General features: G+C 62.5%; 15 protein-coding genes. 4 read left to right on the forward strand and 11 right to left on the reverse strand.

Going from position 1 to position 14,970, the window contains the following annotated elements:
- Positions 1 to 76 precede the first annotated feature (76 nt).
- The 6 genes from CO731_RS06195 to CO731_RS06220 form a co-directional block, all read right to left on the reverse strand.
- Complete coding sequence (locus CO731_RS06195; RefSeq protein ID WP_108606409.1) at positions 77 to 1,039, reverse strand: oligopeptide/dipeptide ABC transporter ATP-binding protein; 963 nt, start codon at positions 1,037 to 1,039, stop codon at positions 77 to 79.
- Positions 1,036 to 2,235, reverse strand: coding sequence for an amidohydrolase family protein (locus tag CO731_RS06200; protein WP_108606410.1), 1,200 nt, complete (start codon positions 2,233 to 2,235; stop codon positions 1,036 to 1,038). The genes CO731_RS06195 and CO731_RS06200 overlap by 4 nt, the downstream gene beginning before the upstream one ends.
- Positions 2,236 to 2,253: 18 nt before the next feature.
- On the reverse strand, positions 2,254 to 3,177 hold the full coding sequence (locus CO731_RS06205) for an ABC transporter permease (protein WP_108606411.1): 924 nt from the start codon (positions 3,175 to 3,177) through the stop codon (positions 2,254 to 2,256).
- Positions 3,174 to 4,139, reverse strand: a complete 966-nt coding sequence (locus CO731_RS06210) for an ABC transporter permease (RefSeq protein ID WP_108606412.1) — start codon at positions 4,137 to 4,139, stop codon at positions 3,174 to 3,176. The genes CO731_RS06205 and CO731_RS06210 overlap by 4 nt, the downstream gene beginning before the upstream one ends.
- 57 nt (positions 4,140 to 4,196) lie before the next feature.
- Positions 4,197 to 5,762: an ABC transporter substrate-binding protein gene (locus CO731_RS06215; protein ID WP_108606413.1), complete on the reverse strand. Its 1,566-nt coding sequence runs from the start codon at positions 5,760 to 5,762 to the stop codon at positions 4,197 to 4,199.
- A gap of 453 nt (positions 5,763 to 6,215) precedes the next feature.
- The gene (locus tag CO731_RS06220) at positions 6,216 to 7,229 is read right to left on the reverse strand and encodes an ABC transporter ATP-binding protein (protein ID WP_108609664.1); all 1,014 of its coding nucleotides are present in this window, start codon (positions 7,227 to 7,229) and stop codon (positions 6,216 to 6,218) included.
- 117 nt (positions 7,230 to 7,346) lie between these two features.
- Between CO731_RS06220 and CO731_RS06225 the strand changes: the two genes are divergently transcribed.
- Positions 7,347 to 8,084 carry a GntR family transcriptional regulator gene (locus CO731_RS06225; RefSeq protein WP_159091570.1) on the forward strand — a complete coding sequence of 246 codons (738 nt, stop codon included), beginning with the start codon at positions 7,347 to 7,349 and terminating at the stop codon, positions 8,082 to 8,084.
- Here the strand turns inward: CO731_RS06225 and CO731_RS06230 are convergent.
- From CO731_RS06230 to CO731_RS06250, 5 genes are all read right to left on the reverse strand, one after another.
- A complete protein-coding gene (locus tag CO731_RS06230; protein ID WP_108606415.1) occupies positions 8,081 to 8,848 on the reverse strand; it encodes an aspartate/glutamate racemase family protein in 768 nt (255 codons plus the stop codon). The two genes, CO731_RS06225 and CO731_RS06230, sit on opposite strands and share 4 nt — an antisense overlap.
- A gap of 860 nt (positions 8,849 to 9,708) precedes the next feature.
- On the reverse strand, positions 9,709 to 9,897 hold the full coding sequence (locus CO731_RS06235) for a hypothetical protein (protein ID WP_108606416.1): 189 nt from the start codon (positions 9,895 to 9,897) through the stop codon (positions 9,709 to 9,711).
- Positions 9,898 to 9,966: 69 nt separating this feature from the next.
- Positions 9,967 to 10,359 (reverse strand): hypothetical protein, encoded by a 393-nt coding sequence (locus CO731_RS06240; protein ID WP_108606417.1) that lies wholly within the window; start codon positions 10,357 to 10,359, stop codon positions 9,967 to 9,969.
- A 71-nt stretch (positions 10,360 to 10,430) separates the two neighbouring features.
- Positions 10,431 to 12,059 (reverse strand): chaperonin GroEL, encoded by a 1,629-nt coding sequence (gene groL, locus CO731_RS06245; RefSeq protein ID WP_108606418.1) that lies wholly within the window; start codon positions 12,057 to 12,059, stop codon positions 10,431 to 10,433.
- Between the two features lie 37 nt (positions 12,060 to 12,096).
- Positions 12,097 to 12,411 carry a co-chaperone GroES gene (locus CO731_RS06250; RefSeq protein ID WP_108606419.1) on the reverse strand — a complete coding sequence of 105 codons (315 nt, stop codon included), beginning with the start codon at positions 12,409 to 12,411 and terminating at the stop codon, positions 12,097 to 12,099.
- A 554-nt stretch (positions 12,412 to 12,965) separates the two neighbouring features.
- Here CO731_RS06250 and CO731_RS06255 point away from each other — a divergent pair.
- The 3 genes from CO731_RS06255 (at position 12,966) to CO731_RS06265 (ending at position 14,955) form a co-directional block, all read left to right on the forward strand.
- Positions 12,966 to 13,280 (forward strand): hypothetical protein, encoded by a 315-nt coding sequence (locus CO731_RS06255; RefSeq protein ID WP_108606420.1) that lies wholly within the window; start codon positions 12,966 to 12,968, stop codon positions 13,278 to 13,280.
- Complete coding sequence (locus CO731_RS06260) at positions 13,277 to 13,552, forward strand: DUF1488 domain-containing protein (RefSeq protein WP_108606421.1); 276 nt, start codon at positions 13,277 to 13,279, stop codon at positions 13,550 to 13,552. Before CO731_RS06255 ends, CO731_RS06260 begins: the two co-directional genes overlap by 4 nt.
- Before the next feature lie 155 nt (positions 13,553 to 13,707).
- Positions 13,708 to 14,955 carry a glucoamylase family protein gene (locus tag CO731_RS06265; RefSeq protein ID WP_245439647.1) on the forward strand — a complete coding sequence of 416 codons (1,248 nt, stop codon included), beginning with the start codon at positions 13,708 to 13,710 and terminating at the stop codon, positions 14,953 to 14,955.
- Positions 14,956 to 14,970: the final 15 nt, after the last annotated feature.

A 14,970-nucleotide genomic window follows, 5' to 3' on the forward strand; every position in this document is an offset into this window, starting at 1 on the left:
AATCCAGGCTGGTCAGTTCCGAATGCCAAGTCGTACCAAGTGATCCAAGCTTGGTCGCGCTTCCGTGGCGCCGGTCTTATCCCTCTGCGGCGTGGCAGGCGACGTTGGCGCCGCTGGCCGAGCGTTTCAGTTCGGGCCGTTCCCTGCTGCAGATGTCCATCGCCAGCGGGCAGCGCGGGTGGAAGGTGCAGCCGCTCGGCGGATTGAGCGGGCTCGGGATATCGCCACCCAATGGCGCGCGATCGCGCTTCGGTGCTTCGAGGTCGGGGACGGTTTCGAGCAGCAGCCTGGTGTAGGGATGCTGCGGATTGTCGAGGATGATTTCGCTCGGGCCCTCCTCGACGAGGCGGCCGAGATACATCACGCCGATGCGGTCCGTGAGGAAACGCACGACCGACAAATTGTGGCTGATGAACAGGTAGGTCAGCCCCAGCCTCTGCTGCAAATCCTTGAGCAGGTTGAGCACTTGTGCCTGCACCGACACGTCGAGCGCCGAGGTCGGCTCATCGAGCAGCAGCAACTCGGCTTCGGCGGCAAGCGCGCGGGCGATCGAGATGCGCTGGCGCTGGCCGCCGGAGAATTCGTGCGGGTATTTGTCGGCGTCGCTGGGTGCGAGGCCGACGGTGACCAGCAACTCGCCAATGCGCTTGCGGCGCTCGGCGCGGTCGAGCTTTTGCGCCATCGGCTCGGCGATGCTCTGGCCGATGCGCCACCGCGGATTGAGGCTGCCGACGGGATCCTGGAACACCATCTGCAGGCGGACACGCCCGCCGCCCGCCTTGCGTATGTCGACCGACCCGCGGGTGGGCTTTTCCAAGCCGGCGACGAGGCGCGCCACTGTCGACTTGCCGCAGCCGGACTCGCCAACCAGCGAGAAGGTCGTGCCGGGACTGATCGCGAAGCTGACGCCATCGACGGCTTTCACGCTGCGCCGCGGCGCACGTGTCACCAGCCGCTGCAGGAAGGGCGCCGAGACGTCGAAGGTGCGGCCAAGATTGGCAACCTTGAGCAAGGGTTGTTCGGTGACGATTGCGTTCATGACCCGGCACCATCGATCCACTTGCCGTCCTTTGCGACGACGAGGCCGCGCTTGACGACAAGTGCGCGCTTCGGCCGGTCGACGACGATCTGGGCGAGGTTCTCGCCCTCGATCAGCACCAGGGAGCCATCGCAACCAACTTCCAGCCCGTGGCCGTCGAGATCGAGCAGGTCGGCGCCGCGCTTGGTGCCCATGTCAAGGGCCGCGGTGAGCTCGGCATCTGTGCGGCAGTTGCTGCGCCAGGACAGCAGCCAGCAGCGTTCGAGCATGTCGCCATTGCCGTGGGGGTTCCAGGTGTCGCGCAGCGAGTCGGAGGCCACGGCACAACGGACGCCATATTCGGCGAGCTCGAACATCGGCGGGAAGGGGATGTCGCCGGGGACCGCCGAGATGATGCCGATGCCGGCCTCGGCAAGCAGGTCCATCATGCGGGCGAGGTCGTCTCGGGATGCCGTACCGAGGCAGAAGGCATGGCTGACGATGACCTTGTCCTGCATGCCAAGCGCCTTGGCGCGCTCGGCGATCAGGCCCAGTTCGTAAAGCCCGAGCTCGCCGCGCTCGTGCAGATGAATGTCGATCTTGGCCTGCTTGCGGTGGGCGATGCCGAAAATGGTGTCGAGGTGACCCTTGGCGTCGCCATCGACGCTGGCGGGATCGATGCCGCCGATGATCGAAGCACCTTCGTCGAGGGCAGCTTCCATCAGCTCGGCTGTGCCGGGTTCGATCAGCATGCCGAGCTGGGGAAAGGCGACGATCTCGAGGTCGACGGCGTGCTTGGTCTTCTCCCAGGCCGCGAGCACGCCATGAAGATTGTCGAGTTTGTATTCCGGCGAGATGTCGACATGGCTGCGGATATGGGTCGAGCCGTTTGCGACGCATTGGCGCATCAGATTGCCGGCGCGCTCGGCGACCGACCAGGGCAGGGTACGGCGGATCTCGACCTCGTTGTCGATCATTGCCCTGAGCGAATCCGGCACGTTGATGCCGTGCCAGGGCAGGCCCCACAGGATCTTGTCGAGATGGACATGCGCCTCGACGAAAGGTGCGATGGCGATCGCGCCGTTGCCGTCGACAACGTTGAGGCCATCGCGCGGCCTGATGTCGGTGCCGATGGCCGCAATGCGGCCGTTCTCGATCAGGATGCTGGCCGGAGCACCGGCGTCGGGACGAACATTGGTGAGCAGAAGATCGTTCATGATGCAGGTTCCGTGGTCTCAGCGGAGGCGGGGGTTGAGGACGTCGCGCAGCCAGTCGCCGACGATATTGACGGCCAGCACCAGCAGCACAAGTGCTGCACCGGGGAACAGAGAGATCCACCACTCGCCCGACAGGAGCAGGTCGTTGCCGGCGCGGATCAGGGTTCCCAACGAGGGCTGCGACGGCGGCATGCCGAGGCCGAGGAAGGACAGGATCGCTTCGGTGAGGATGGCGACGCCGAGGCCCAGCGTGGCGAGTACCAGCACTGGGCCGATAGTGTTGGGCAGGATGTGGGCAAGCAGGATGCGGAACCCGCCGACCTCGCTGATGCGGGCCGCAGCGACATAGTCCTTGCGGCGCTCGATCATGGTGGCGGCGCGCACGGTGCGGGCGAACTGCACCCAGTCGGCGACGCCGATCGCCAGGATGACGACGTAGAAGCGCATTTCCTCGCGCATGCCGATCGGCATGACGATCTTGGCGACGCCGTCAATGAAGAAGGCGATCATGATTGTCGGAAAGCTGAGCTGGATGTCGCCGAGCCGCATGATAATGGTGTCGACCCAGCCGCCGAGGTAGCCGGCGATCAGGCCGAGCGCGACGCCGATGGTCATCGAAAAGGCGACGGCGGCGATGCCGACAAGGATCGACACGCGCATGCCGTAAAAGATGGTGGAAAGGATATCGCGACCCTGCTCGTCGGTGCCGAGCAGATAGGTCGAGGAGCCGCCGTCGATCCACACCGGCGGCAGGCGCGCGTCCATGATGTTGAGCGTTGCCGGGTCGAACGGATTGTGCGGGGCGATCAGGTTGGCGGCGGCGGCGCAGAAGACCAGCACCACCAGCACGACCGTGGCGAAGATGACCGGCGGCGAGGTCCTGAATCGCCAGGCCAGCTCGCTGTTGCCGATTGCTTTCAGTCTGAGGACAAGCTGGCTCATTTTGCACGCAACCTTGGATCGACGGCGAGATAGATCAGATCAACGATCAGGTTGATCGTGACGAAACTGAATCCGACGAAGGCGAGATAGGCCGCCATGACAGGGAAGTCGGCGAATTCGATCGCCTGGAGAATGAGCATGCCCATGCCGGGCCACTGGAACACCGCCTCGACGACGATGGCGAAGGCGATCAGCGAGCCGATCTGCAGGCCGGTGATGGTGATGACCGGCAGCAGGCTGTTGCGAAGGGCATGCGTCAGATAGACGGCGCGGTCGGAGAGGCCGCGGGCCCGGGCGAACTTGACGAAATCCGTCCGCACCACCTCCAGCATCTCGCCGCGCACCAGCCGCATGATCATCGACACCTGGAACACGGCAAGCGTGATGGTCGGCATGATCAATGCCTTGACGCCTGATGTTGTGAGCAGGCCGGTCGACCACCAGCCCAGCGTGACGACGTCGCCGCGGCCGAAGGCCGACAGCCAGCGCAGCTCGACGGAGAAGACCAGGATCAGCAGCATGCCGATCAGGAACTGCGGCATCGAGATGCCGAGCAGCGAACCGAACTGCAGTGTGCGGCTAAGCAAGCCGCGAGGCTTGAGCGCGGTGTAGACACCCATCGGAATGCCAGCGGCAAGCGCGATGACGGTGGCGCACAGGACGAGCTCCAGCGTCGCCGGCAGGCGGGCGAGGATCAGGTCGACCACCGGTTGGCGGTTGCGGTAGGAGACGCCGAAATCACCGACCACGGCGCGTTCGACGAAGCGCCAGAACTGGACGAATGTCGACTGGTCGAGGCCCAGGGCGACACGCAACTCCTCGCGCTGGGCAAGCGTGGCGTTGACGCCGAGGATGTTGTTCACCGGGTCGCCAAGGAAGTTGAAGATCGAGAACGAAAGCGCTGATACCACCAGCATCACGAGGATGACGCTGGTCAGTCGCGTGGCGAGCAAGGAAATCATCTCAGCCTCTGAAATAGAGGGAGGCCGGGCGCCAGGCGCCCAGCCTCCGATCAATCGTCAGTCCATCGTGTAGTACCAGAACCGCGTATACTCGTCGGCCGGCACGATGGCATGGACCTTGTCGGTCATGCCCCAGGTCAGGAACTGCTGGTGCAGCATGATCTTGCCGACCTCGTCGCGATGCAGCTTCATGACTTCCGAGATCATCTCCTGGCGCTTTTCGGCATCGTATTCCGTGCCGATCTGCGGGATCAGTTCATCGACCCGGGCGTTCGAATAGCCCTTCGGGTTCCAGGCGCCGAGGTCGCCGGTGGGCGTATGGAAGGTCGCCGAGATGATGTTGTAGGCGTCGAGCGTCGGCAGGCCGGCCCAGCCGAGCATGTAGAAGGAATATTTGCCGGCCGGCAGTTCGGTGTCGAACTGCACGGGTGGATGCATCGTCAGCTGCGCCTTGATGCCGACCTTGGCAAGCATGCCGACCGTTGCCTGGCAGATCTGCTCGTCATTGATGAACGAGCCGGCCGGGCAATCCATCGGCAAGGTGAAGCCATCGGCGTAACCAGCCTCCTTGAGCAGTGCCTTCGAAGCCTCGATATCGTAGGGGAAGCGGACGTCGAGGCTGGCGTCGTAGAACGGCAGTTCCGGCGCCATCATGATCGCCGACGGACGGCTGTTGTCGCGCATGATCGAACGCTTGATGCCCTCGACGTCGATGGCCTGATAGATCGCCTTGCGGACGCGCACGTCGGCGAGCGGATTGGAATCCAGGCCAGGCAGGGTCTTCGACTGCTGGTCCATGCCGTAGAAGATGTTGCGCAGATGCGGCGCGCGCATCACCTGCATTCCGGCCGTGGCCTCGATGCGCGCGACGTCCTGGGGCGGCGCGTTGCGGATGAAGTCGACCTCGCCCGAAAGCAGGGCTGCGACGCGCGTCGCATTGTTGGCGATCGGCGTGTAGACGATCTCGTCGATGTTGTGCTCGCGCTTGTCCCACCATTTTTCGTTGGCGGCAAAGACGGTCCTCACGTCGGGCTCGCGGCTGGCAACCTTGAACGGCCCGGTGCCAACCCCTTGCGTGATCATCGCGCCGCCGGTGTTGGTCGACAGATCGAGCGGCTTCTGGGCGCCGATCGATTCCTGGAATTCCTTGTCGAGGATGTACCAGCCGGCAAAGTCGTTGAGCAGCAATGCGTATTTGCGCTTCAGCGTCATGTCGACCGTGTGGTCGTCGACCTTGACCACCTCGGCGATGGGCTCGAGCAGGCCGGCGAAGGGCGAGCCGGGCGACCCGGCGCGCTCGAAGGAGAAGATCACGTCGTCTGCGGTGAACGGGTTGCCGTTGTGGAATTCAACGCCCTTGCGCAGATGGAAGCGCCATTTGGTGTCGGACAAGGTCTCCCAGCTTTCGGCCAGGGCCGGCTCGATCTTCAGTTCCTTGTTCCAGCGGACGAGGCCCTCATAAACGTTGCCGATCAGGCTGAGGGTGAAATCCTCGCGCGCTGCGTGAGGGTCCATCGAGCTGATTTCCTGCGATTCAGCGAACCGCAGCGTCTTGGCGTCAGCCGCGTTGACGGCCAGGCCGGCGCACGAGGCGAGAAGTAGCAGTTTCAAGTAGTTTTTCATCGGCTGTTCCCACGCAGTTCTTGTTTGTTGGATTCTTGAATCGTTCACATGCCGGCTGGCCGAGGGACGAGGCGTCGGGCGTGCCGAAAGGCACCGCATCCATCGGGGGCTTGAGGTGGTTCAACAGCGCTGCGTGGCCGGCGTGACAAAATCGAAGTCGCGATCCTCTCATCCCCCGAGGGTCGGGGAATGCCCATTTCGATCCGTTCTGATCTCGAGCACTTGTCACTGGAACCCAGCCTGTTGAGAGCCGACAGGAGGGATGATTTCACATCGAATACGCTTCGTCTACAGCCTTGTATGCGCAACTATGCATCAATTGTATACATGATGTGCCTGAGAAATAGGCAAGCCGAGAAGCGCGCAGCGTCCGCGGAATGCGGGCCGCTCGTCGCGCGATGTTCCAGGTCTTCGGGCCAGCGCTGCCTTGGGCTGGCAATGCGGCTGTCTCAGTCAGAGTTGCGTGCCACCCTGGTGGATGAAACAGGCAGCGGATGTGCCGCCGGCGTCGGCCAGACGCGGAAGCTCCGTCCGGCAACGCGTGCCGGCCTTGGGGCAGCGCGGATTGAAGGCGCAGCCGTCGGGCCAACTGCCAAGGCGCGGCATCGAGCCGTCGATCTGGGCGAGGCGCTCTGCCTTGCGGTTGAGCGAGGGGATCGAGGCCATCAGCCCCGCCGTGTAGGGGTGGCGCGGCCGGTGAATGACCTCGTCGACCGGCCCGATCTCGACGACGCGACCGGCATACATCACCGCCACCCGATCGGCGGTCTCGGCGATGACGCCCATATCGTGGGTGACCAGCATGATCGCCGTGCCGCGCGTTGCCGCGAGCCGCTTGAGAAGCCCGATGATCTGGGCCTGAACCGAGACGTCGAGGGCGGTGGTCGGCTCGTCGGCGATGATCAGTTCCGGCTCGCCGGCGAGCGCCAATGCGATGACGATGCGCTGGCGCATGCCGCCGGAGAACTGGTGCGGATACTGGCTGAAGCGGTTTTCCGGATCGGCGATGCCGACTTCGCGCAACAGCTGCAGCGCCTTCGCACGCGCGGTTTCAGCATTGCCGGGATGATGCGCGCGGATGGTTTCGGTGAGTTGGCGGCCGACGGTGAAGAGAGGATCGAGGCTGGTCAGCGGGTCCTGGAAGATCGCGCCGATGTGGCGGCCGCGCAGCTTGCGCTGTTCGGCCTGCGGCAGATCGTCGATGCGCTGGCCGGAGAGATGAACAGAACCGCCCGATATGCGGCCGGGCGGTTGCAGCAGTCCGATCAGGGCGCTTCCGGTCAGCGACTTGCCGGCGCCGGATTCGCCAACGACGCCCAGAATCTCACCCTTGCCGATGCTGAACGAAACGTCGTCGACGGCGACAAGCGAGCGCTGGCGCAAGGGGAATTCAATGCGCAGATTGTGTACATCCAGAACGGACGGGATTTGCGGCACAGCGCCGGTTTCGACAGTGTGTCCATGCATCATTGCACCGCCTTTGCTTGAGGGATTGTGCTGGCGGAAAAGGCATGTTCCAAGCGGGCATCGTACGGGATAGAATACATCCTAGTCCTCCCTATGCCGTTTCATCAGGATCGTGACATGTTACGCGAGCCCCGCGCCTTGAAATCCGCCGCCCCGCCGAGCCCCGACAAGACCAAGAAGCGCGGCGGCCCGACCGACGAACACATCCACGGCGAAATCTATTCGGCGATCATCAATCACCAGATCAGGCCGGCGACGCCGTTGCAGGAGGACGCGCTGGCGACCGCCTTCGGCGTCAGCCGCACCATCATCCGCAAGGTTCTGCAGCGGCTGTCGCACGAGAAGCTCGTCGACTTGATCCCCAACAAGGGCGCCTTCGTTTCCAAGCCCTCGATCGAGGAAGCGCGGCAGGTGTTCGAGGCACGGCGCGGGGTCGAATGCATCCTCACCGAAAAGCTCGCCTCGACGATCACCAGGGAAGACGTCGATCGGCTGACGGCCATGGTGAGCGCCGAGGCGGAGGCAGTCGAGCAAGACAGCAAACAAAGGCGGCTGCAGCTCTCCGGGGATTTTCATCGTGAACTCGCCTCGCTTGCTGGTAACGAGGTGCTGCGCGACTTCGTCCACGAACTGGTGTCGCGGACGTCGCTGATCATCGCCCTGTACGAATCACCGGGCGCAGTGCCGTGTTCGTACAGCGAGCACAAGGAGATCGTGGACGCGCTGAAGCGGCGGGACGGCAAGAAAGCTGCGCAGTACATGGACCACCACCTCCGTCATATCGAGGCTCAGATCGACCTTGCCGATCACCCCGTGCGCGTCGACTTCAAGACGCTGTTCAAACCCCTAAGCTAACTGACTTTTCGTGCCGTCAACCTGTCGGCAAGCCGGGTGTCGGGCGCATAGCCGGCGAGCTTGCCGCGATAGGTCTTGGGCAGAGGATAGGCGAGGTCGCCGCGCTTCGATGTCTTCAGGCCCATGCCGACGATCGCCTCGGCAAACTTGACTGCGGCGACCACGCCGTCGATTACAGGCACCTGCAGCCTGTCCTCGAGGAATTTCGCCAGGTCGGCCATGCCGGCGCAACCCAGAACGATGGCTTCCGAGCGGTCCTCGGAGAGCGCTCTTTCGCATTCGGCAAGGATGATCGCGCGGGCGTTCGATTCCGGCTTTTCCAATTCGAGCACCGGCACATCGGTGGCGCGTACCCGGCGGCAATGGTTCTGCATGCCGTAGTTGCGCACGAGGTGCTCGGCGATGATGCGCGTGCGCTCAAGTGTCGTCACCACCGAAAACCCGGTGGCAACGAAGGTCGCGGCATGCATCGCCGCTTCGGCGATTCCGAACACCGGCGCACCGGTGAGCTCGCGCGCCGCAAGCAGGCCCGGATCGCCGAAGCAGGCGACGACATAGGCGTCGGCGGCGGGTCCATCCATGATCTCATCGACGAGGCCGATGATGCTCATCGCTTCGTCGTAGTGACCTTCGATCGATGCAGCGCCCGATCGCGACGTCACCGCCTGGATCTCGGTCCCCGGTGCCGCCACCGCCCGCGCCGCGCCGCCGATGAGATCGGTCATCGACTGGGTCGTGTTCGGATTGATGAGCTTGATCCTCATGCGATCCTCTGAGCCGGTGGGCTCGCGGAAGTTCGGGCCAATCCCGAGCCTTCCAAATTGTATACTATCAGATATTCGTATTGGATATAATTTGTGGTTGTCAACACGGCTTTTGACGAAATCCGGCGACCGTTGCAGCGGATGGGCCGCAGTTCGGCGCGATCCGGCGGAGTGGTCGCGTTCCCGCCGACCGCAATGTGGTGGATAACTACAAGCTTTTGATAGGTTTATTGCTTTTGGAGAGACCGCCAAGGACTTAGCTGGGATCGGGAGGCGAGTCTCCCAAAGAATCTCATTTGCCAGCGGTGTGATCAGGCTATTGTATACATATCAGCCTGGCCGGAAAACGTCGTTTGCCACGCAACGCTGCTTTCGAGACATGACGGGAGAGAATGACGTCGGATCGACGCGTCGCATGGCGGTGCGATCTCATGCCGGATGCCAGGCTCCGGATACTGCCCGGCCTGAGGGGCATTCCGTCTTGCTGGAGGCGTCGGACCTGGTCGACGAAATCATCAGGTAGCTCCTGAACGAAGTTCCGGAGGAGGTCTAGCATGGACCAGACCCGTTATGAGTGAGGGCTCAAGATGCGCCGCGCGGTGCTCGGCGTCGACCATGTCGACAGCTGAGGAAATTGGCCGCGACCGTCTGAACGGGTCCAGCCACGTAACCAGCGCGGAATAGGGATGGTCGTGCGGGCAACTCAATTCAAATCAAACAATTTGCGCTATTTTCGATTCCGATCTTAGCGCCGCGATGCAGGACCGCGAGCAAGCGATTCAGATCGCTGAACCGCCGCTCGACTGCCTCTCCGAGATGTCTCGGCCCCGCTTTCCCGAAGCTACCTAAACAAGGGCCCGTCAGAGAAGCCGATTGTCCTCGGCGGCCTCTCGGGCGCGGCGGCGTGTGTCCTCTGCATCAGATTTCCGGCGCCTCTCCGCGGCAGCATTTCGAATCTGCTCGAAGCGGTTGTCCTCGTCTATTGCAGGAGATGGCTTCCGTTCGACCTTTGGTGGCTGCAGCTCGCCCTTCTTCACAAAAGAGATCATGCGTCACGCTCCTTGCTCTTACGGATTGAGGGAACGGCGAACTCCGAGGCGATCGTCGTGGCCTTTGGTTCAGGCCCCGAGCGCCGTGGCACAGCCGACTGAAGCGCGACGGTCGGGAGACGTCTCTCCGGGCATTGTCGCCCAGCCGCCCGTTTCGACAAACTTCTGCCTATCGTAGCCGGCTGTCTTTGCCTTCAGTTCGGTCAACTTTGCCGCGGCATCGGGTGCTGCATTGAACCTCTCGACGCAGATGGTCGAGGCGAGTTGTCCGCGCGCCACATCGCCGGCCGTCAGCGCAAGCTCCTGCGAAGTGCCGCCCGTGACCCAGCCGCCCCAGCTGAAGCCGACGATCATGGTGGCGACGGCCGTGCCGACGCATGTCCAGACGAGCGTCGATTTGGTCGGCTGGTAGTTCTCCCATCGTGCCGCAATGGACTGCTTCTGGTTGGTCTGCATAGCCATGGAATGCTCCTTGTTGACAGTGAGGTAGTGGCCACCCGACCGCACGGCGACCGGGTGTTCAGGCGTAGAGCCTAGTAACCCATGCCGCCCATGCCGCCGGCGGCTGCAGGCGCGTCCTTGGCCGGAATGTCGGCGATCATCGCTTCGGCGGTGATCAGCAGGGCGGCGATCGAGCCCGCATCCTGCAATGCCGTTCGCACGACCTTGGCCGGGTCGACGATGCCGGCCTTGATCATGTCGACATAGTCTTCCGTCTGCGCGTTGAAACCCTGGGTGGCCTCCTTGCTTTCCATCAGCTTGCCAACGACGACGGAGCCCTCGACGCCAGCGTTCTCGGCGATCTGCCGGATCGGCGCCTCAAGCGCCTTCAGCACGATAGATATGCCCGCGGCCACGTCGGCATTGGCGCCGGTAAGTGTCGCCAGTGCCGCCTTGGCGCGCAGGAGCGCCACGCCGCCGCCGGCAACGATGCCTTCCTCCACGGCAGCGCGTGTGGCGTTCAGCGCATCGTCGATGCGATCCTTCTTTTCCTTGACCTCGGTCTCGGTCGCACCGCCGACGCGGATGACCGCGACGCCGCCGGCGAGCTTGGCCAGGCGTTCCTGCAGCTTTTCCTTGTCGTAATCGGAGGTGGTTTCCTCGATCTGCATCTTCAGCTGCGCGATACGGGCGGCAATGCCGGCCTTGTCGCCGGCGCCGTCGATGATCGTGGTTGTGTCCTTGTCGATCAGCACGCGCTTGGCCCGGCCAAGCATGTCGATGGTGACATTCTCGAGCTTGATGCCGAGATCCTCCGAGATCATCTGGCCGGCGCACAGAACCGCGATATCTTCCAGCATCGCCTTGCGGCGATCACCGAAGCCCGGAGCCTTGACGGCGGCGACCTTCAGGCCGCCGCGCAGCTTGTTGACGACCAGTGTCGCCAGCGCCTCGCCTTCGACATCCTCGGAAATGATCAGCAGCGGCTTGCCGCTCTGGACCACGGCTTCGAGGATCGGCAGGATGGCCTGCAGATTGCCGAGCTTCTTTTCGTGGATGAGGATGTAGGGGTCTTCCAGTTCGGCACGCATCTTGTCGGCGTTGGTGACGAAATAGGGGCTGAGGTAGCCACGGTCGAACTGCATGCCCTCGACGACGTCGAGTTCGGTCTCGGCGGTCTTGGCTTCCTCGACGGTGATGACGCCCTCGTTGCCGACCTTGTCCATCGCCTTGGCGATCATCGCGCCGACGGTGGCGTCGCCATTGGCGGCGATGGTCCCGACCTGGGCGATCTCGTCCGACGACTTGACCTTCTTGGCGCGAGCCTGGATGTCCTTGACCACGGCAGCCACGGCAAGGTCGATGCCGCGCTTGAGATCCATGGGGTTCATGCCGGCGGCTACCAGCTTGGCGCCTTCGCGCAGGATGGACGCGGCGAGCACCGTTGCTGTCGTTGTGCCATCGCCGGCGAGATCGTTGGTCTTCGAGGCCACTTCGCGCACCATCTGCGCGCCCATGTTCTCGAACTTGTCGGAAAGCTCGATCTCCTTGGCGACGGTGACGCCGTCCTTGGTGATACGCGGCGCACCAAAGGCGCGGTCGATGATGACATTGCGGCCTTTCGGGCCGAGCGTCACCTTGACGGCGTTGTTGAGCAGTTCGACGCCGCGCAACATGCGGTCGCGGGCATCGGTCGAGAATTTGATTTCCTTGGCAGACATTTTTTTCGTCCAGTTCGTTCTTGAGGCCGCAGCCGGTTCAGGCGGCCTTCTTGGCCGCTTCGCTCGTGTCGACGATGCCCATGATGTCGGCCTCCTTCATGATCAGGAGATCGGTGCCGTCGATCTTGACCTCGGTGCCCGACCATTTGCCGAACAGCACCGTGTCGCCGGTCTTGACGTCGAGCGGGATCAGCTTGCCGCCGTCGTCGCGTGGGCCGGGGCCGACGGCTATGACTTCGCCTTGCTGGGGTTTTTCCTTGGCATTGTCGGGAATGATGATGCCGCCTTTGGATTTGATATCGCCTTCGGCGCGTCGAATGACGACGCGGTCGTGAAGCGGCCGGAATTTCATGAGATTCTTTCTGCGGCCGGCGCATAGGGCGACCACCGCACATATATAGCGCCCTTGGCACTCGAATGATAGGAGTGCCAAAAATAATTCGAGATTGGCCCGAAATTTCGGGATAATATTGATCGGATTTTTTAGTATAATCTGGATGCTTTTTTAAAATAGAAAGATCCATTCTGTTTTTTGATGTTTAAAACCAGCACCAAAAGATTTATTTAAGAATTATAATTTCCGGATGTATCCTTGATAAATATCATAAATCGGCGTATATATGGATTTCGTTGATTTGGCCGACTTGGCTTTTCGCGGTGTCAGAGACCTTCGACCCGCCATTCACCACCGAATTTTCGATAGCGAATACAGGACGCCGATCCGGCGCGCCTGTCGCTCGGTTCGAATCCTGGAATGAAACCTGACGCTGACCACGGATGTACTGGCAGCATCAGTGTCATTCCGGTTCGGACCGGAACGTTGCGGTATCCCGGGCCCCGGTGAAGGCATCATGGCCAGTCCGGGGCTATCGATACCGACGCACTCCATAAAGGAAGGTCACGACCATGAATGACCGCATCAACCAAAGCCAACGCAGACGCGATGCGGCCGCGATCGCCATCTGGGACAATGAAGGCGGGGCGCCGTGCTCCATCGAGCACCAGGTCGGGCGGCGCATCGAGGTGGATCGTTCGTGGACCGTCTACCATGTCTTCACCGGCATACCGGTACATGTCGACGGCCAGGCAATGACGGGCATGACCCGGTCGGACGCAACGAGCGGGATGATGTCGCTCAATCGTCGCAACGCCGGGCGCCGCAGGGAACGGATCAGGTTGGAGGCACTTGGACCTAACAGCACCACGGCAGGCAACTCATGACACTCGCTTTTCTCAATCCGAGCCGCAGCTTCGACGAAGCCAAAAAAGCTGTCCGCTTCATCGGTCATGACGGCATGTTCGAAGTGCGTTTCTTCGTCGAAGCCGGCGCATTGGCGAAAGCAGGGGCCAGGGCAGGCAGGACACAGCTGTCCGAGTCAGAATGCCTGACGGCCTTCGACGCAGCGCGCAAATCGATCTACGATGTCGCACGCGAAGCCTATTCCCACGGTCGCCGCACCTACTATACCCTGACCGCCGCCGATTTCCGGTGAGGCCAATAGGCTGATCTGTTGCGGGCGGCCCTTGGCCCATGCGAGGCCGCGACGCGCGGCTGCCGACGCCTGGGTTCGTTAGGTGGGGTTCTTTGAGTTTGCCAAGCCCACACGTCCCTTTGCCTCGCATGCCCGACCTTGCGCCCGATCCATCAATGCTTGCCGATGACGCATTGCTTGACCTCGTGCAGCGGCAGACCGTGCGCTATTTCTGGGAAGGCGGCCATCCCGTCAGTGGCCTTGCGCGGGACCGCCTGAAGACGACAGGCAACAAACCAAACGATCTCGTTGCGATCGGGGGCTCCGGCTTCGGCATCATGGCGATCATCGTCGCGGTCGAGCGCGGCTGGGTCGATCGCGTTGAAGCGCTGGGCCGCCTGCATCGGATGCTCGATTTGCTGGAGGGCTCGCCGCGCTACCACGGCATGTTCCCGCATTTCATCGACGGCCGCACCGGTGCCACCATTCCCTTCCGACGCAAGGACGACGGTGCGGACGTTGTCGAGACGACGTTTCTGTTCCAGGGATTGATTTGTGCCCGCGAATATCTCGATCGGAGCGCAGGCGGGGAACAGCGTTTTCGCGGACGTGTGAATGCGCTGCTGGCGCAGGCCGAATGGGACTGGTTTCAGCGGAAGGGCAAGCTCTATTGGCACTGGAGCCCGAAGCACGGATGGGCGATGAACAACCCGATCGAAGGCTGGAACGAGTGCCTGCTTGCTTTCGTGCTGGCGGCGGGATCGCAGCATCACGCAATCGATCCCGGCTGCTACCACAACGGTTTTGCGGCCGGACCAGCTTTTCATAACAGGCGGGAACATCACGGCATCGAATTGCCGCTCGGAACGGATTTTGGCGGCCCGCTGTTTTTCGCGCACTATTCCTTCTGCGGCCTCGATCCGCGAGCGCTGAGAGACCGCCATGCCGACTATTGGGAGCAGAACGTTCGCCACGCGCGGATCAATCATCGGCATTGCGTACTCAACCCCCATGGCCATCAGGGATATGGTGCCGATTGCTGGGGACTGACCGCATCGCATGGCCCGACGGGCTATGTCGCGCATGCGCCGGATAGGGACATTGGCGTCATCACGCCGAGCGCCGCCCTGTCGAGCTTTCCCTACATGCCCGACCAGGCGATGTCGGCCTTGCGCGGTTTCCTGGCCAAGCCGGGTAAACGCATCTGGGGCCGCTTCGGTTTTGTCGACGCGTTCTGCGAGAACCGGAACTGGTACGCGCGAACCTTCCTCGCCATCAATCAGGGGCCGATTGTTGCGATGATCGAGAACCATCGGACCGGGCTTTTGTGGAAACTGTTCATGAGCGCACCGGAGGTTCGCCTGGGCTTGGCTAGGCTGGGCTTTACCAGGCCAAGCCCCGACCACGACGTTCACTCGGCCTGAGGAGCAAACCGACGA

Origin of the sequence: Aminobacter sp. MSH1, assembly GCF_003071665.1 — a bacterium.
In the GTDB taxonomy this organism is placed as follows: domain Bacteria; phylum Pseudomonadota; class Alphaproteobacteria; order Rhizobiales; family Rhizobiaceae; genus Aminobacter; species Aminobacter niigataensis.

Excerpts from the sequence above, each read along its gene's own strand:
- CO731_RS06195 (WP_108606409.1), bottom strand. The coding sequence starts at position 1,039 with ATGAACGCAATCGTCACCGAACAACCCTTGCTCAAGGTTGCCAATCTT.
- CO731_RS06250 (WP_108606419.1), bottom strand. The coding sequence starts at position 12,411 with ATGAAATTCCGGCCGCTTCACGACCGCGTCGTCATTCGACGCGCCGAA.
- CO731_RS06200 (WP_108606410.1), bottom strand. The coding sequence starts at position 2,235 with ATGAACGATCTTCTGCTCACCAATGTTCGTCCCGACGCCGGTGCTCCG.
- CO731_RS06235 (WP_108606416.1), bottom strand. The coding sequence starts at position 9,897 with ATGATCTCTTTTGTGAAGAAGGGCGAGCTGCAGCCACCAAAGGTCGAA.
- CO731_RS06220 (WP_108609664.1), bottom strand. The coding sequence starts at position 7,229 with ATGCATGGACACACTGTCGAAACCGGCGCTGTGCCGCAAATCCCGTCC.
- CO731_RS06255 (WP_108606420.1), top strand. The coding sequence starts at position 12,966 with ATGAATGACCGCATCAACCAAAGCCAACGCAGACGCGATGCGGCCGCG.
- CO731_RS06225 (WP_159091570.1), top strand. The coding sequence starts at position 7,347 with ATGTTACGCGAGCCCCGCGCCTTGAAATCCGCCGCCCCGCCGAGCCCC.
- groL (WP_108606418.1), bottom strand. The coding sequence starts at position 12,059 with ATGTCTGCCAAGGAAATCAAATTCTCGACCGATGCCCGCGACCGCATG.
- CO731_RS06230 (WP_108606415.1), bottom strand. The coding sequence starts at position 8,848 with ATGAGGATCAAGCTCATCAATCCGAACACGACCCAGTCGATGACCGAT.
- CO731_RS06265 (WP_245439647.1), top strand. The coding sequence starts at position 13,708 with ATGCTTGCCGATGACGCATTGCTTGACCTCGTGCAGCGGCAGACCGTG.
- CO731_RS06205 (WP_108606411.1), bottom strand. The coding sequence starts at position 3,177 with ATGAGCCAGCTTGTCCTCAGACTGAAAGCAATCGGCAACAGCGAGCTG.
- CO731_RS06240 (WP_108606417.1), bottom strand. The coding sequence starts at position 10,359 with ATGGCTATGCAGACCAACCAGAAGCAGTCCATTGCGGCACGATGGGAG.
- CO731_RS06215 (WP_108606413.1), bottom strand. The coding sequence starts at position 5,762 with ATGAAAAACTACTTGAAACTGCTACTTCTCGCCTCGTGCGCCGGCCTG.
- CO731_RS06210 (WP_108606412.1), bottom strand. The coding sequence starts at position 4,139 with ATGATTTCCTTGCTCGCCACGCGACTGACCAGCGTCATCCTCGTGATG.
- CO731_RS06260 (WP_108606421.1), top strand. The coding sequence starts at position 13,277 with ATGACACTCGCTTTTCTCAATCCGAGCCGCAGCTTCGACGAAGCCAAA.